The organism is Pseudomonas sp. SIMBA_068 (genome assembly GCF_046534705.1).
Lineage (GTDB): Bacteria > Pseudomonadota > Gammaproteobacteria > Pseudomonadales > Pseudomonadaceae > Aquipseudomonas > Aquipseudomonas putida.
This window is the reverse complement of record NZ_JAWRYI010000008.1, coordinates 201,030-216,983: the sequence shown is the minus strand read 5'-3', so window position 1 is coordinate 216,983 and position 15,954 is coordinate 201,030. Positions and strand designations below refer to the sequence as shown.

Here is a 15,954-nt window from a genome sequence, read left to right as displayed (position 1 = left end):
GCTCATTCCTCGCGCAGGGTCTGGATCATGTAGTTGACGTCGACGTCGCTGTTGAGCTTGTAGTGCTTGGTCAGCGGGTTGTAGGTGAGGCCGATGATGTCCTTCACCTGCAGGCCGGCATCGCGGCTCCAGGCGCCCAGTTCGGAAGGGCGGATGAACTTCTTGAAGTCATGGGTGCCGCGCGGCAGCATCTTCAGGATGTACTCGGCGCCGACGATGGCCAGCAGGTAGGCCTTGGGGTTGCGGTTGATGGTGGAGAAGAACACCTGGCCGCCAGGCTTGACCATGCGGTAGCAGGCGCGAATCACCGAGGATGGGTCGGGCACGTGCTCGAGCATTTCCAGGCAGGTGACCACGTCGAACTGTTCAGGCATTTCTTCGGCCAGGGCTTCGGCGGTGATCTGCCGGTATTCCACCTGTACGCCCGACTCCAGCTGGTGCAGCTGGGCCACGGCCAGGGGGGCCTCGCCCATGTCGATACCGGTGACCGTGGCGCCGCGCAGGGCCATGGCTTCGCTGAGGATGCCGCCGCCGCAGCCTACGTCCAGCACTTTCTTGCCGGCCAGGTTGGCCCGCTCGTCGATCCAGTTGACGCGCAGCGGGTTGATTTCGTGCAGCGGCTTGAACTCGCTTTCGCGGTCCCACCAGCGGTGGGCCAGCGCTTCGAACTTGGCGATTTCGGCGCGGTCGACGTTGCTCATTGAACAGTCCTCTGAAACTTCGCAAAATTGCGCCGGAGTATACCCGAGCGCTCGGCCCCCAGGCTCGCTATAATCGCCGGCTTTTGACATGCGAACCACGGGGAGAGGCGATGCGCGAGCGACTTTTGGCGGCGGAGAAGGTGACCGGGATCCGCTGGCAGGGCGGCATCTTGCACCTGCTCGACCAGCGCCTGTTGCCGTCGGAAGAACGCTGGCTGGCCTGCGACAATGTCGCGCAGGTGGCGGCGGCAATCCGCGACATGGCAGTGCGCGGCGCCTCGGCCATCGGCATTGCTGCCGCCTACGGCCTGGTACTGGCCCTGGAAGAGCGGCTGGCAGAGGGTGGCGACTGGGAAATGGACCTCGAAGAGGACTTTCTCACCCTTGCCGAAGCACGCCCCACGACGGCCAACCTGTTCTGGGCACTGAACCGCATGCGTGAGCGCCTGCTGCGTCTGCGCCCGGATGAAGACGTGCTGGCAGCGCTGGAGGCAGAAGCAGTGGCCGTCCACGAAAGCGACCGTGAAGCCAACCTGACCATGGCCCAGCAAGGCATCGAGCTGATCCGTCGTCATCAGGGCAATGCCCAGACGCTGCTTACCTACGGCAATGCCGGTGCCCTGGCCAGTGGCGGTTTCGGCACTGCGCTGGGGGTGATCCGCGCCGGCTACCTGGAGGGCATGGTGGAGCGGGTGTATGCCGGCGAAACTCGCCCTTGGCTGCAAGGCTCGCGCCTGACGGCCTGGGAGCTGGCCAACGAGGGAATTCCGGTGACCCTGTGCGCCGACTCGGCGCTGGCGCATCTGATGAAGACCAAGGGCATCACCTGGGTGGTGGTGGGCGCGGACTGCATCGCTGCCAATGGCGACATGGCCAGCAAGATCGGCACTTACCAGTTGGCGGTCAGTGCCATGCACCATGGTGTGCGCTTCATGGTGGTGGCGCCGAGCACCAGCATCGACCTGAACCTGGCCACCGGCGAGGATATCCCGCTGGAAGAGCGTGACGCCGACGAGTGGCTGGACTTTGGCGGTGCCCCGGCGGTACGGGATGTGCAGGTATTCAACCCGGTGTTCGACGTGACCCCGGCCGACCTGATTGACGTTATCGTGACCGAGCGGGGTGTTGTCGAGCGCCCGGATACCGCCAAACTGGCCCAGTTGATTTGCCGCAAGCGCCTGCACTGATACCTCGGTGGAGCGCGCACTTTGTGGGAGCGGCCTTGCGTCGCGACAGGGCCGCAAAGCGGCCCCGGGATGTTGACGAAGAAGCAAAAATTGCCGGGGCTGCTGCGCAGCCCTTTCGCGACACAAGGCCGCTCCCACAATGACCGTGTACTGCCGTTCAGATCTCCCCACCGCCCCCGCCTTTGTGATAACATCCGGCAGTTTCCAAGACCGCCCATCACGGCGGCCTTCATTGCGCAGATCCATGGCACAACTCATTGATTTGTCGTAAGTCGTCGCACGCTTGTACGCTGCGGCGGCGAGCTTCGTTCGGCCCTTGATGGAGCTGCGAAGTTTCACCAGAAAAAGGAATCAGGCTTCTCATGGGCGAACTGGCCAAAGAAATCCTCCCGGTCAATATCGAAGACGAACTGAGACAGTCTTACCTCGACTACGCGATGAGCGTGATTGTCGGGCGAGCGCTGCCCGATGCGCGTGACGGCTTGAAGCCCGTGCATCGTCGCGTTCTCTATGCGATGAGCGAACTGGGCAACGACTGGAACAAGCCGTACAAGAAATCCGCCCGTGTGGTCGGTGACGTGATCGGTAAGTACCACCCGCACGGCGACACTGCGGTCTACGACACCATCGTGCGTATGGCCCAGCCGTTCTCGCTGCGCTACCTGCTGGTCGACGGCCAGGGCAACTTCGGTTCGGTGGACGGCGATAACGCCGCAGCCATGCGATACACCGAAGTGCGCATGACCAAGCTGGCGCACGAGCTGCTGGCCGACCTGCACAAGGAAACCGTCGACTGGGTGCCCAACTACGACGGCACCGAGCAGATCCCGGCGGTCATGCCGACCCGTATTCCCAACCTGCTAGTCAACGGTTCCAGCGGTATCGCCGTGGGCATGGCGACCAACATTCCGCCACACAACCTCGGTGAAGTCATCGACGGCTGCCTGGCGCTGATCGACAATCCGGAAGTCACCATCGATGAACTGATGCAGTTCATCCCTGGGCCAGACTTCCCGACTGCCGGCATCATCAACGGTCGCCAAGGCATCATCGAGGCCTATCGCACCGGTCGTGGCCGCATCTACATGCGCGCCCGCTCCGAGATCGAAGACATCGACAAGGTGGGCGGCCGTCAGCAGATCGTCGTCACCGAGCTGCCGTACCAGCTGAACAAAGCGCGCCTGATCGAAAAGATCGCCGAGCTGGTTAAAGAGAAGAAGATCGAAGGCATCACCGAGCTGCGCGACGAGTCCGACAAGGACGGCATGCGCATCGTCATCGAGCTGCGTCGCGGCGAGGTGCCGGAGGTGGTGCTCAACAACCTCTACCAGCAAACCCAGCTGCAGAGCGTGTTTGGCATCAACGTGGTCGCCCTGATCGACGGTCGTCCGCGCCTGCTCAACCTCAAGGACCTGCTCGAAGCGTTCGTCCGTCACCGCCGCGAAGTGGTGACCCGTCGCACCGTATTCGAGTTGCGCAAGGCCCGTGAGCGTGGCCACATCCTTGAAGGCCAGGCGGTTGCGCTGTCCAACATCGACCCGGTCATCGCCCTGATCAAGGCTTCGCCGACCCCGTCCGAGGCCAAGGAAGCCCTGGTTTCCACGCCGTGGGAATCCAGTGCCGTGCAGGTCATGGTCGAGCGCGCCGGCGCCGATTCCTGCCGCCCTGAAGACCTGCCGGAGCAGTACGGCCTGCATGATGGCAAGTACTTCCTGTCGCCGGAGCAGGCCCAGGCCATTCTCGACCTGCGCCTGCATCGCCTGACCGGCCTGGAGCACGAGAAGCTGCTGGCCGAGTACCAGGAAATCCTTGAGCAGATCGGCGAGCTGATCCGCATCCTCAGCAGCGCCGAGCGCCTGATGGAAGTGATCCGCGAAGAGCTGGAAGCCATCCGTACCGAGTACGGCGATGTGCGCCGTACCGAAATTCTCAATGCCAGCCACGACCTCAACTACGGCGACATGATCCCGGAAGAAGAGCGCGTGGTTACCATCTCCCACGGTGGTTATGCCAAGACCCAGCCATTGTCCGCTTACCAGGCCCAGCGCCGTGGCGGCAAAGGCAAGTCGGCAACCGGCGTGAAGGACGAGGACTACATCGAGCACCTGTTGGTCGCCAACAGCCATGCCACCCTGTTGCTGTTCTCCAGCAAGGGCAAGGTGTACTGGAAGAAGACCTACGAAATCCCCGAAGCGTCCCGCGCTGCCCGTGGTCGCCCGCTGGTCAACCTGCTGCCGCTGGAGGAGGGTGAGCGCATCACCGCCATGCTGCAGATCGACCTCGAAGCGCTGCAGCAGAACGCCGACCTCGACGAAGAACTGGAAGACGCTGATGACACCGTGCTCGAGGGTGAGCTGGTAGAGACCGAGGAAATCGACGAAGAAGACGGCGACACCGCAGAATGGGTGGCAGAGCCTACTGGCGCTTACATCTTCATGGCCACCGCTTCCGGTACCGTCAAGAAGACCCCGCTGGTGCAGTTCGCCCGTCCGCGCTCCAACGGCCTGATCGCCTTGAAGCTGAAGGAAGGGGACACCCTGATTGCGGCGGCCATCACCGACGGCGCCAAAGAAGTCATGATGTTCTCCGACGCCGGCAAGGTCATCCGCTTCGCCGAAAGCGTCGTGCGTGAAATGGGCCGTACGGCCCGCGGTGTGCGCGGCATGAAACTGGGCAAAGGCCAGCAGATCATTTCGATGCTGATCCCGGAGTCCGGCGCGCAGATCCTCACTGCCTCCGAGCGTGGCTTCGGCAAGCGCACCCCGCTGTCCAAGTTCCCGCGTCGCGGCCGTGGCGGCCAGGGCGTGATCGCCATGGGGACCAAGGGGCGCAACGGTCTGCTGGTCGGTGCTATCCAGGTGCAGGACGGCGAGGAGATCATGCTGATTTCCGACCAGGGCACGCTGGTGCGTACCCGGGTTGGCGAGGTGTCCAGCCTGAGCCGTAACACCCAGGGTGTTACGCTGATCAAGCTGGCGGCTGACGAGACCCTGGTGGGCCTGGAGCGTATCCAGGAGCCGTCCGAGGACGAACTCGATGATGTGATCGAGATGGACGAGGAGGGCGTCGAGGCTGAAGCGCCAGACAATGAAGAGGCTGCGGGTGCCGAAGAGGCCCCGCAGGAGTAAGCAAGCGTAAACCCGAACGGGGCGACCAAGGTCGCCCCGTTTGACTGATTACGGCAGGCAACGCCTGGCCCTGTAGGAGCAGCCTTGTGCTGCGAATGGGGCGCGAAGCGGCCCCTGGGGTTCAGAGATAGCACATGAATAGCCGGGGCCGCTTTGCGGCCCATTCGCAGCACAAGGCTGCTCCTACAAAGAGCGGCGAGCAGCATGCAATAACGAATGTGTTCTATTTGGCAGAGCGAGAGTGGATGTGAGCAAACGAGCCTTTAACTTCTGCGCAGGCCCTGCCGCGCTTCCTGATGCTGTCTTGCAGCGCGCCCAGGCAGAGATGCTGGACTGGCGCGGCAAGGGCTTGTCGGTGATGGAAATGAGCCATCGCAGCGACGACTACGTGGCCATCGCCGAAAAGGCCGAGCAGGACCTGCGTGACCTGCTGTCCGTCCCCTCCAACTACAAGGTGCTGTTCCTGCAGGGCGGCGCCAGCCAGCAGTTCGCCGAGATTCCGCTGAACCTGCTGCCTGAAAGTGGCACTGCCGACTACATCGAAACCGGTATCTGGTCGAAAAAGGCCATCGAGGAAGCGCGCCGCTTCGGCAACATCAACGTCGCCGCCAGTGCCAAGCCCTACGACTACCTGAATATCCCCGGCCAGAACGACTGGAACCTGACCAAGAACGCTGCCTACGTGCACTATGCGTCCAACGAGACCATCGGTGGCCTGCAGTTTGACTGGGTGCCGCAGACTGGTGATGTGCCGCTGGTGGTCGACATGTCCTCCGACATTCTCTCGCGCCCCATTGACGTGTCGCAGTTTGGCCTGATCTACGCCGGCGCGCAGAAAAACATCGGCCCAAGCGGCTTGGTGGTGGTCATCGTGCGCGAAGACCTGCTGGGCCATGCCCGCAGCAGCTGCCCGACCATGCTCGACTACAAGGTTTCGGCTGACAACGGCTCGATGTACAACACCCCGGCCACTTATTCCTGGTACCTCTCGGGCCTGGTCTTCGAGTGGCTGAAAGAGCAGGGTGGCGTCGACGCCATGGAGCAGCGCAACCGCGCCAAGAAAGAGCGCCTGTACGGCTTCATCGACAACAGCGATTTCTACACCAACCCGATCAGCGTCAACGCCCGTTCGTGGATGAACGTGCCGTTCCGCCTGGCTGACGAGCGCCTGGACAAGGCCTTCCTCGCCGGCGCCGATGCCCGCGGCCTGCTCAACCTCAAGGGCCACCGTTCGGTGGGCGGCATGCGCGCTTCCATCTACAACGCCTTGGGCCTTGAGGCTGTAGAAGCCTTGGTGGGCTACATGGCCGAATTCGAGAAGGAGCACGGCTGATGTCCGAACAGGAACTCAAGGCGCTGCGTGTACGCATCGACAGCCTCGACGAGAAGATTCTCGAGCTGATCAGCGACCGTGCCCGTTGCGCTGAAGAAGTCGCCCGGGTCAAGACCGCCTCGCTGAAAGAAGGCGAAAAGCCGGTGTTCTACCGCCCTGAGCGCGAAGCTGCTGTGCTCAAGCGCGTCATGGAACGCAACAAGGGCCCGCTGGGCAACGAAGAGATGGCGCGGTTGTTCCGCGAAATCATGTCGTCGTGCCTGGCCCTTGAAGAGCCGCTGAAAATCGCCTACCTCGGCCCTGAGGGTACCTTCACCCAGGCTGCGGCCATGAAGCACTTCGGCCACGCGGTGATCAGCCGGCCGATGGCGGCCATCGATGAAGTGTTCCGCGAAGTGGCGGCCGGTGCCGTCAACTTTGGCGTGGTGCCGGTGGAAAACTCCACCGAAGGCGCTGTCAGTCACACCTTGGACAGCTTCCTTGAGCACGACATGGTCATTTGCGGCGAAGTCGAGCTGCGAATCCACCATCACCTGCTGGTAGGTGAGAGCACCAAGACCGACAGCATCACGCGCATCTACTCCCACGCCCAGTCGCTGGCCCAGTGCCGCAAGTGGCTGGACGCGCACTACCCGAACGTGGAGCGCGTGGCGGTTTCGAGCAATGCCGAGGCGGCCAAGCGAGTCAAGGGCGAGTGGAACTCGGCGGCGATTGCCGGCGACATGGCGGCCAACCTGTATGGTTTGACCCGCCTGGCAGAAAAGATCGAAGACCGCCCGGACAACTCCACGCGCTTCCTGATGATCGGCAGCCAGGAAGTGCCGCCGACCGGCGACGACAAGACCTCGATCATTGTCTCGATGAGCAACAAGCCAGGTGCCTTGCACGAGTTGCTGGTGCCGTTCCACCAGAACGGCATCGACCTGACCCGCATCGAGACCCGCCCGTCGCGCAGTGGCAAGTGGACCTACGTGTTCTTCATCGACTTCGTTGGCCACCACCGCGACCCGCTGATCAAGGCGGTCCTCGAGCGGATCAGCCAGGAGGCTGTGGCGCTGAAGGTGTTGGGCTCTTATCCGAAGGCGGTGCTTTGATTCAAGGCCCTTGGGGCTGCTTTGCAGCCCTTCGCGGCACAAGGCCGCTCCTACAGGGTCCTTGTAGGAGCGGCCTTGTGCCGCGAAGGGTCGCGAAGCGGCCCCATAGGGTCCAGCAGGCTGTCCAGATTTCAGAACAGGGTTCGCACCAGTGGTAAAAGCAGCAAAAACCAAACCCGCGCCAATCATCAACCGCCTGGTCGTGGTCGGCCTCGGTCTGATCGGTGGCTCGTTCGCCAAGGGCCTGCGTGAAAGTGGCCTGTGCCGCGAAGTGGTCGGTGTCGACCTGGACGCCCCTTCGCGCAAGCAGGCCGTGGCTCTGGGCGTGGTCGACCGCTGCGAAGAAGACCTCGCCGCAGCCTGTGTCGGTGCCGATGTCATCCAGCTGGCCGTGCCGATCCTGGCCATGGAAAAAGTCCTGGCCCTCCTGGCCCGGCTCGACCTGGGCGATGCGATCATTACCGATGTCGGCAGTGCCAAGGGTAATGTCGTCCGTGAGGCGCGTTCTGTTTTTGTAAACGAGAGCGGTCAGCGCCTGCCGCGCTTCGTCCCCGGCCACCCGATCGCCGGTTCCGAGCAGAGCGGGGTGGAGGCCTCGAACGCCACCCTGTTCCGTCGGCACAAGGTGATCCTCACGCCGCTGGCCGAAACCGACCCGGCCGCGCTGGCCCTGGTCGACCGCCTGTGGCGTGCGCTGGGTGCCGATGTGGAGCACATGTCGGTCGAGCGTCATGACGAGGTGCTGGCAGCCACCAGCCACCTGCCGCACCTGTTGGCCTTTGGCTTGGTCGATTCGCTGGCCAAGCGCAATGAAAACCTCGAGATCTTCCGGTACGCTGCGGGAGGCTTCCGCGATTTCACAAGAATCGCCGGCAGCGACCCGACCATGTGGCACGACATCTTCCTCGCCAACCGCGACGCTGTCCTGCGCACACTTGATACATATCGCAGCGATCTCGACGCCTTGCGCGACGCGATCGCAGAAGGGGACGGGCACCAGTTGCTGGGTGTATTCACCCGTGCGCGTGTTGCCCGCGAGCATTTCAGTAAAATCCTGGCCCGCCGGGCCTATGTGGACGCTATGAACGCCAACGATCTGATTTTCCTGGCCCAACCGGGTGGCCGCCTGAACGGGCGGATCCGCGTACCGGGCGACAAGTCGATTTCCCACCGCTCGATCATGCTCGGCTCGCTGGCCGAAGGCACCACCGAAGTCGAAGGCTTCCTCGAAGGTGAGGACGCACTGGCGACCCTGCAGGCATTCCGCGACATGGGTGTGGTCATCGAAGGCCCCAACCACGGTCGCGTGACCATTCATGGTGTTGGCCTGCACGGCCTCAAGCCGCCGCCCGGGCCGCTGTACGTGGGCAACTCGGGTACCTCGATGCGCCTGCTGTCGGGCCTGCTGGCCGGTCAGTCGTTCGACGTGACCATGACCGGCGACGCTTCGCTGTCCAAGCGCCCGATGAACCGTGTGGCCAACCCGCTGCGTGAAATGGGTGCTGTGGTCGAAACCGGTCCGGAAGGCCGTCCGCCGCTGACCATTCGCGGTGGCCACAAGCTCAAAGGGCTGACCTACACGCTGCCGATGGCCAGCGCCCAGGTCAAATCCTGCCTGCTGCTGGCCGGCTTGTACGCTGAAGGCAAGACCACCGTTACCGAGCCTGCGCCTACCCGTGACCACACCGAACGCATGCTGCGCGGCTTTGGCTATGCGGTCGAGTCGAACGGCCCGGTGGCCTCGCTGCAGTCCGGCGGCAAGCTGACCGCTACCCGCATTGAAGTGCCGGCCGACATTTCCTCGGCAGCCTTCTTCCTGGTGGCGGCCTCCATTGCCGAAGGTTCCGAGCTGGTGCTGGAACACGTTGGCATCAACCCGACCCGCACCGGTGTAATAGACATCCTGCGCCTGATGGGTGGCGACATCACCCTGGAAAACCAGCGCGAAGTCGGCGGCGAGCCAGTGGCTGACCTGCGCGTGCGCGGTGCCAGGCTGAAAGGTATCGACATCCCTGAAGAGCTCGTGCCGCTGGCCATCGACGAATTCCCGGTACTGTTCGTGGCTGCCGCCTGCGCCGAAGGGCGTACCGTGCTGCGTGGCGCCGAAGAGCTGCGGGTGAAGGAGTCCGACCGTATCCAGGTGATGGCCGATGGCCTGATCACCCTGGGCATCAAGTGCGAACCAACCCCGGACGGCATCATCATCGACGGCGGCCAGTTGGGCGGTGGCGAAGTGCATGGCCACGGTGACCACCGTATTGCCATGGCCTTCAGCGTCGCCTCGCTGCGCGCCAGCGCGCCCATCCGCATCCACGACTGTGCCAACGTCGCCACCTCGTTCCCCAACTTCCTGGCGCTGTGCGCCGAAGTGGGTATCCGCGTGGCCGAAGAGGGTAAGTCGTGAATTCGCTGGCACCGGTCATCACCATCGACGGGCCGAGCGGCTCGGGCAAGGGCACGGTCGCCGGCCTGCTGGCCCGCGAGCTGGGCTGGAAGCTGCTGGACTCCGGCGCGCTGTACCGCTTGCTGGCGTTCAACGCCAGCAATCATGGCGTCGACCTGACCAACGAAGAGCTGCTGACCAGGCTTGCCGCCCATCTGGATGTGCAGTTCATCGCTGCCCAGCCCGGTAAGCTGCAACAGATCATCCTTGAGGGTGAGGACGTCAGCAATGTCATCCGCACCGAAACCGTCGGCGCCGGCGCGTCGATGGTGGCTTCCCTGCCGGCAGTGCGTGATGCCCTGCTGGTGCGTCAGCGCGAATTTCGCGATGTGCCGGGGTTGATCGCCGACGGCCGCGACATGGGTACCGTGGTATTCCCTGACGCGCCGTTGAAGGTCTTTCTGACCGCCAGCGCAGAAGAGCGCGCACGTCGCCGTTACCTCCAGTTGAAGGGCAAGGGTGAAGATGTTAGTCTGTCGAGTCTGCTGGATGAGATTCGTGCGCGTGATGAGCGCGACACCCAACGTGCAGTGGCCCCGCTGAAGCCAGCGGCCGATGCCATTCAGTTGGACTCTACCGAGTTGTCCATCGAGCAGGTGTTGCAACGTATCAGAAGCGAGATCGCCCTGCGCGACCTCGCCTGATCGCCAGGAAAGCAGGCAGGGGCACCAGTCAACGTCCTGCCAGCTTTCCTTTACTTAAAACGAACCCACATTGTCTGGAATGTGGTTATGGGCGTTTGTTTCGCCCGAATCTACAGGAATTAAAATGAGCGAAAGCTTTGCAGAACTCTTTGAAGAAAGCCTGAAAACCCTCAATCTTCAGCCGGGTGCCATCATCACCGGTATCGTTGTCGACATCGACGGCGACTGGGTTACCGTACACGCTGGCCTGAAGTCCGAGGGCGTCATCCCGCTCGAGCAGTTCTACAACGAAGCTGGCGAGCTGACCATCAAGGTCGGTGACGAAGTTCACGTTGCGCTGGACGCGGTCGAAGACGGCTTTGGCGAAACCAAACTGTCCCGTGAAAAAGCCAAGCGCGCCGAGTGCTGGATTGTTCTGGAAGCAGCTTTCGCCGCTGAAGAAGTGGTCAAGGGCGTTATCAACGGTAAGGTTAAAGGCGGCTTCACTGTCGACGTTAACGGCATCCGTGCGTTCCTGCCGGGCTCCCTGGTTGATGTCCGCCCTGTGCGCGACACCACCCACCTCGAAGGCAAAGAGCTGGAATTCAAGGTCATCAAGCTGGACCAGAAGCGCAACAACGTTGTTGTTTCGCGTCGCAGCGTGCTGGAAGCCGAGAACAGCGCCGAGCGCGAAGCCCTGCTGGAAACCCTGCAGGAAGGCCAGCAAGTCAAAGGTATCGTCAAGAACCTCACCGACTACGGCGCATTCGTGGACCTGGGCGGTATCGACGGCCTGCTGCACATCACCGACATGGCCTGGAAGCGCATCAAGCACCCTTCGGAAATCGTTAACGTTGGCGACGAAGTCGACGTACGCGTTCTGAAGTTCGACCGCGAGCGTAACCGCGTTTCGCTGGGTCTGAAGCAGATGGGCGAAGATCCGTGGGTAGCTATCACTGCCCGTTACCCAGAAGGTACTCGCGTACAAGCTCGCGTTACCAACCTGACCGACTACGGCTGCTTCGCTGAGCTGGAAGAAGGCGTTGAAGGTCTGGTACACGTTTCCGAAATGGACTGGACCAACAAGAACATCCACCCGTCGAAAGTCGTTCAGGTTGGCGACGAAGTGGAAGTCATGGTTCTGGACATCGACGAAGAGCGTCGTCGTATCTCCCTGGGCATCAAGCAGTGCAAGTCCAACCCATGGGAAGACTTCTCCGGCCAGTTCAACAAGGGTGACAAGATCACCGGTACCATCAAGTCGATCACCGACTTCGGTATCTTCATCGGCCTGGACGGCGGCATCGACGGCCTGGTTCACCTGTCCGACATCTCCTGGAACGAAACCGGCGAAGAAGCCGTACGTCGTTTCAAGAAGGGCGACGAGCTGGAAACCGTCATCCTGTCGGTCGACCCAGAGCGCGAGCGCATCTCCCTGGGCATCAAGCAGCTGGAAGACGATCCGTTCTCCAACTTCGTTGCTGTCAATGACAAGGGCGCTATCGTCAAGGGCATCGTGAAAGAAGTTGACGCCAAAGGCGCCATCGTCACCCTGGCCGACGACATCGAAGCTACTCTGAAAGCTTCCGAAATCAGCCGTGACCGCGTTGAAGACGCGCGTAACGTTCTGAAGGAAGGCGAAGAGATCGAAGCCAAGATCATCAGCGTTGACCGCAAGTCCCGCGTTATCAGCCTGTCGATCAAATCGAAAGACGACGCTGAAGAGCGTGAAGCCATCCAGAGCCTGAAAAACGCTCCGGAAGCGGCTGCCGACACCACCATGGCTGCGCTGCTGCGCGAAGCAATGGCCAAGCAGAACTGAGTTCTGTTTGATCGGTAAAAAAGGGCGACCCTCGGGTCGCCCTTTTTTTATGTCTGAAATGCGTCAGCCGTGGGGGTGTTCATGTTGATGTTTGGCGACGTTATGAAAGGTCGCGGGCGTGATAATAATTTTCTGATCATCCGGTTGCTGGCGGCGACCGCTGTGGTGATTGGGCATTCTTTTGCGCTTTCCTATCTGGAGTGCCTGAGTTGCGCGGACCCGGCGATGCAGCTGGGCATGCCGGTGCCCGTCCACAGCCTTGGGGTGGAAGTGTTCTTCGTGGTCAGTGGGTTCTTGATCGCTGCCAGCGGTGAGCGCAATAGCGCCAGGGATTTCTACCTGGCACGCGCGCTCAGAATCCTGCCTGGTCTGGTGATGTGCCTGTTGCTCATGGCCTTTGTGCTAGGGCCTGCCGTTACCTCGCTGCCGCTTGCAGAGTATTTTTCGCAAGCCCAGGTATACAAATACTTCTACAGCCCGCTGCTGATTTTCAAAGATGCCCAGTTCGTACTGCCTGGGGTGACCTTTACCCCGCGTTTCCAAGGGGTTTCGGTCAATGGCAGTTTGTGGACCATTCCGCTGGAAATGCGCATGTACCTGGTATTGGGAGTGGTGGTGCTTGTAGCCAGGCTTTTCCGGTGGCCAATGTCGGGGCTGACGCTTGCGGCACTCGTGGTTGCGTTGGGGTTGCATGCCTGGCATCCGGCATTTGCAGCGTACCCATTCAAGCTGGTGGTGTGTTTCCTGGCGGGGTCGGCATTCTATTCGTGCCGAGCGGTGATACCGCACACCGGGTGGCTGTTGCTTGGCTGCGTCGCGTTGTTCTTGCTGAGCAAGGGAGGGCGTTTTGAGGTGTTCGCGTTCGCCATCCTGACGATTTACGCCACGCTTTATTTTGCGTATTGCCCGCAGTTGAAGCTGCCTTCGGTGGTGCAGGACTACTCCTACGGTATCTACCTGTATGCGTTTCCGATTCAGCAGATTTTGGCGGGGGCGATGCCGTGGGCCGGGCCATATTGGCTAATGCTGGTTGCAGTGCCGGCCTCGTGGGTGGCGGGGTATGCGTCGTGGCAGCTGGTGGAGAAGCCTGCGCTGGCGATACGAAAGCGCTTTTCGCAGGAAAGTCCTCGGCAGCAATTGGCGTGAGAGAGGGGGCCGGGAGCCGGCATGCCAGCGATGGGGCGGTTCCTGGTAACCCCATCGGCTAGACCATTCTTGTAAAACTTCAATCTTGAATTTTTTTATTAAGTCAAGAACCGCCCTGTTCAAATCCCTCCCGGCGTGCTACAAACTGGTTAAGCAATGATCTAGCTGCTTGATAACGAAGGGAAAAATATGACGAAGTCGGAGCTGATCGAACGTATTGTCACCCATCAGGGGCTGCTCTCGTCCAAGGATGTGGAGCTGGCCATCAAGACCATGCTTGAGCAGATGTCACAATGCCTTGCCACTGGTGATCGCATCGAGATTCGCGGTTTTGGCAGCTTCTCGCTGCATTATCGCGCCCCGCGCGTGGGTCGTAACCCGAAGACCGGCCAGTCGGTCAGCCTCGAGGGCAAGTTTGTGCCGCACTTCAAACCCGGCAAAGAGCTGCGTGACCGGGTCAACGAAGAAGACGAGGCTGAAGCCTGAGCAATCAAGGAGCATTCTGATGCGTAACCTCAAGCGCGCCCTGGCGGCGGTGTTCGTGCTGCTGTTGGCGGCTGTGGTGCTGTTCTTCGTACTGGAGAACCAGCAAGCCGTGTCGCTGGTCCTGTTCGGTTGGGCTGCACCGGAAATGCCGGTGGCCGTGCTGGTGTTGGCCGCCCTGGTCATTGGCTTGGCAGTAGGGCCGTTGCTGGGGGCCTACGGCGTGCAGCGCAGCAAGCGCAAGATCAGGGAGTCTGCCCGTCAGGCGGCACTGAGCAGCAACTAAGGAAGTTTCCTGCACCTACTTAGGAAAGTCTCACCTATGCATGCACCGGCCGTCATGGAGTAATAGCCCACTTCATTTTCGGCCCCGGCGAGTGTGCGCAGCATGGAATACCCCAGCCTTTCCCATCACGGTGGTACCCGTGGTGTCACCGGGTCTTGCCACCAGCTGCACCTTGATTCAGCCACCAGTCTGCTGATCGACTGCGGGCTTGAGCAGGGGAGCGAGGCTGCACCGGGTGCCGAAAGCGCGGCGCTCGGTTTCGACATACAGGGCATCCAGGCCCTGGTTGTTACCCATGTTCATCTCGACCACGTTGGCCGCATTCCTGCGCTGCTGGCCGCCGGCTATCGCGGCCCTATCCTGTGCAGCGAGCCATCCGCCCGGCTGCTGCCGCTGGTACTGGAAGATGCCTATAAGCTAAGCATCAGCAGCGAGCCTGCGCAGGTGTCGCGGTACATCGATTTCATCCGTGAGCTTATCGTGCCGCTGACTTTTGAGCGGTGGCACGCGGTGGTCGAGCGCCCTGGCCTGGTTTGCCGTATTCGCCTGCAGCGCGCCGGGCATCTGCTGGGTTCGGCTTATGTCGAGTGCGACATGCAGCATGAGCTAGCCAATACCCGCTATGTGTTTTCGGGCGACCTGGGTGCCTGTGGCAACCCGTTGCTGCGCCCGGTCCAGCCTCCGGAGCGTGCCGACGTACTGGTGCTTGAAAGCACCTATGGCGACCGCCTGCATGCGCAGGCCGGCGACCGCAGGCAGCGGCTGGAAGCCGCCATCGATCGCGCCTTGGCCGACAAAGGTACCATCCTCATCCCGGCTTTTAGCCTGGGGCGCACCCAGGAGCTGTTATACGAGCTCGAAGACATCCTTCATCGCAAGGCTTTGTTGGGCGGCGCTGGTCCCGGGCCTGATGGCGACCTGCTCGACTGGTCGCAGTTGCCCATCATCCTCGACTCACCCCTGGCCCAACGCATCACCAGCGTGTACCGGGAGCTGCACGACTACTGGAATGTCGAAGCCAGGGCGCGCCTTGCAGAAGGGCGCGACCCCCTGGGCTTCAGCCAGCTGATCAGCGTGGACTCCCATGCCCGACACCAGCAGGTGGTCAACTACCTCAAGAGCACCGGCCGGCCTGCGATCGTGATTGCCGGCAATGGCATGTGCTCGGGTGGGCGTATTGTCAATTACCTCAAGGCCATGCTGGCGGATGCGCGACATGAGGTGATGTTTGTGGGGTATCAGGCCAAGGGCACGCCAGGGGCGATGATACAGGCCGGCGAAGGCGCAGAGGGGGTTGTGCAGATCGATCTGGATGGCCAGATGTATGAGGTGTGGGCGAAGGTCATGACGCTGTCAGGGTACTCGGCGCACGCTGATCAGGCAGGCTTGCTGCAGTTCGCGCTCGGTGGCCCGGTGCAGCCAGGCAAGGTGCTGCTGGTGCATGGCGAAAAAGCCGCGAAAACCACGTTGAAAAAAGCCCTGATGCAGCGCGCCGCGCGCGAGGGTGCTGGGCTGGAGGTGTGCATACCCTGAACCCTTGGTCTGACTATGGAGTGCTGGCCGACGCAAGGCGGGAACTAATCACGCTAGCGTTTATCTACTGCGACTAACCCTGGCGCTGGATGTGTAAGATGTTGGCATAATGCCGCTACACTCAAGAGGCGTGCGCCTGGTCGGGTTCCGGGCAGTCGCTCGTGATGTTTTGGTA

Annotated in this window: 12 protein-coding genes; 11 read left to right on the top strand and 1 reads right to left on the bottom strand. The window is 61.7% G+C overall.

The window, feature by feature from the left end:
* Positions 1-2: 2 nt before the first annotated feature.
* Entirely contained in the window at positions 3-701 is a 699-nt protein-coding gene (gene ubiG, locus SB756_RS19375) for a bifunctional 2-polyprenyl-6-hydroxyphenol methylase/3-demethylubiquinol 3-O-methyltransferase UbiG (protein WP_016501016.1), read from the bottom strand.
* Positions 702-811: 110 nt separating this feature from the next.
* Between ubiG and mtnA the strand changes: the two genes are divergently transcribed.
* The 11 genes from mtnA (at position 812) to SB756_RS19320 (ending at position 15,779) form a co-directional block, all read left to right on the top strand.
* Positions 812-1,888 carry an S-methyl-5-thioribose-1-phosphate isomerase gene (mtnA, locus tag SB756_RS19370; RefSeq protein ID WP_410911464.1) on the top strand — a complete coding sequence of 359 codons (1,077 nt, stop codon included), beginning with the start codon at positions 812-814 and terminating at the stop codon, positions 1,886-1,888.
* Positions 1,889-2,250: 362 nt separating this feature from the next.
* Positions 2,251-5,016 (top strand): DNA gyrase subunit A, encoded by a 2,766-nt coding sequence (gene gyrA / locus SB756_RS19365; RefSeq protein ID WP_410911462.1) that lies wholly within the window; start codon positions 2,251-2,253, stop codon positions 5,014-5,016.
* Positions 5,017-5,263: 247 nt separating this feature from the next.
* Positions 5,264-6,349 carry a 3-phosphoserine/phosphohydroxythreonine transaminase gene (gene serC / locus SB756_RS19360; RefSeq protein WP_059395297.1) on the top strand — a complete coding sequence of 362 codons (1,086 nt, stop codon included), beginning with the start codon at positions 5,264-5,266 and terminating at the stop codon, positions 6,347-6,349.
* The gene (gene pheA / locus SB756_RS19355) at positions 6,349-7,443 is read left to right on the top strand and encodes a prephenate dehydratase (protein WP_410911460.1); all 1,095 of its coding nucleotides are present in this window, start codon (positions 6,349-6,351) and stop codon (positions 7,441-7,443) included. Before serC ends, pheA begins: the two co-directional genes overlap by 1 nt.
* 151 nt (positions 7,444-7,594) lie before the next feature.
* Positions 7,595-9,847, top strand: coding sequence for a bifunctional prephenate dehydrogenase/3-phosphoshikimate 1-carboxyvinyltransferase (locus SB756_RS19350; RefSeq protein ID WP_410911458.1), 2,253 nt, complete (start codon positions 7,595-7,597; stop codon positions 9,845-9,847).
* Complete coding sequence (cmk, locus tag SB756_RS19345; RefSeq protein WP_016501010.1) at positions 9,844-10,530, top strand: (d)CMP kinase; 687 nt, start codon at positions 9,844-9,846, stop codon at positions 10,528-10,530. The genes SB756_RS19350 and cmk overlap by 4 nt, the downstream gene beginning before the upstream one ends.
* Before the next feature lie 124 nt (positions 10,531-10,654).
* Positions 10,655-12,331: a 30S ribosomal protein S1 gene (gene rpsA, locus SB756_RS19340; RefSeq protein ID WP_003252673.1), complete on the top strand. Its 1,677-nt coding sequence runs from the start codon at positions 10,655-10,657 to the stop codon at positions 12,329-12,331.
* A gap of 81 nt (positions 12,332-12,412) precedes the next feature.
* Positions 12,413-13,477: an acyltransferase family protein gene (locus SB756_RS19335; RefSeq protein WP_410911456.1), complete on the top strand. Its 1,065-nt coding sequence runs from the start codon at positions 12,413-12,415 to the stop codon at positions 13,475-13,477.
* Between the two features lie 189 nt (positions 13,478-13,666).
* A complete protein-coding gene (gene ihfB / locus SB756_RS19330) occupies positions 13,667-13,963 on the top strand; it encodes an integration host factor subunit beta (protein ID WP_003252675.1) in 297 nt (98 codons plus the stop codon).
* A gap of 19 nt (positions 13,964-13,982) precedes the next feature.
* Positions 13,983-14,246, top strand: a complete 264-nt coding sequence (locus SB756_RS19325; protein ID WP_059395294.1) for a lipopolysaccharide assembly protein LapA domain-containing protein — start codon at positions 13,983-13,985, stop codon at positions 14,244-14,246.
* Positions 14,247-14,348: 102 nt separating this feature from the next.
* Positions 14,349-15,779 carry an MBL fold metallo-hydrolase RNA specificity domain-containing protein gene (locus SB756_RS19320; protein ID WP_410911455.1) on the top strand — a complete coding sequence of 477 codons (1,431 nt, stop codon included), beginning with the start codon at positions 14,349-14,351 and terminating at the stop codon, positions 15,777-15,779.
* The last annotated feature ends 175 nt before the right edge of the window (positions 15,780-15,954 follow it).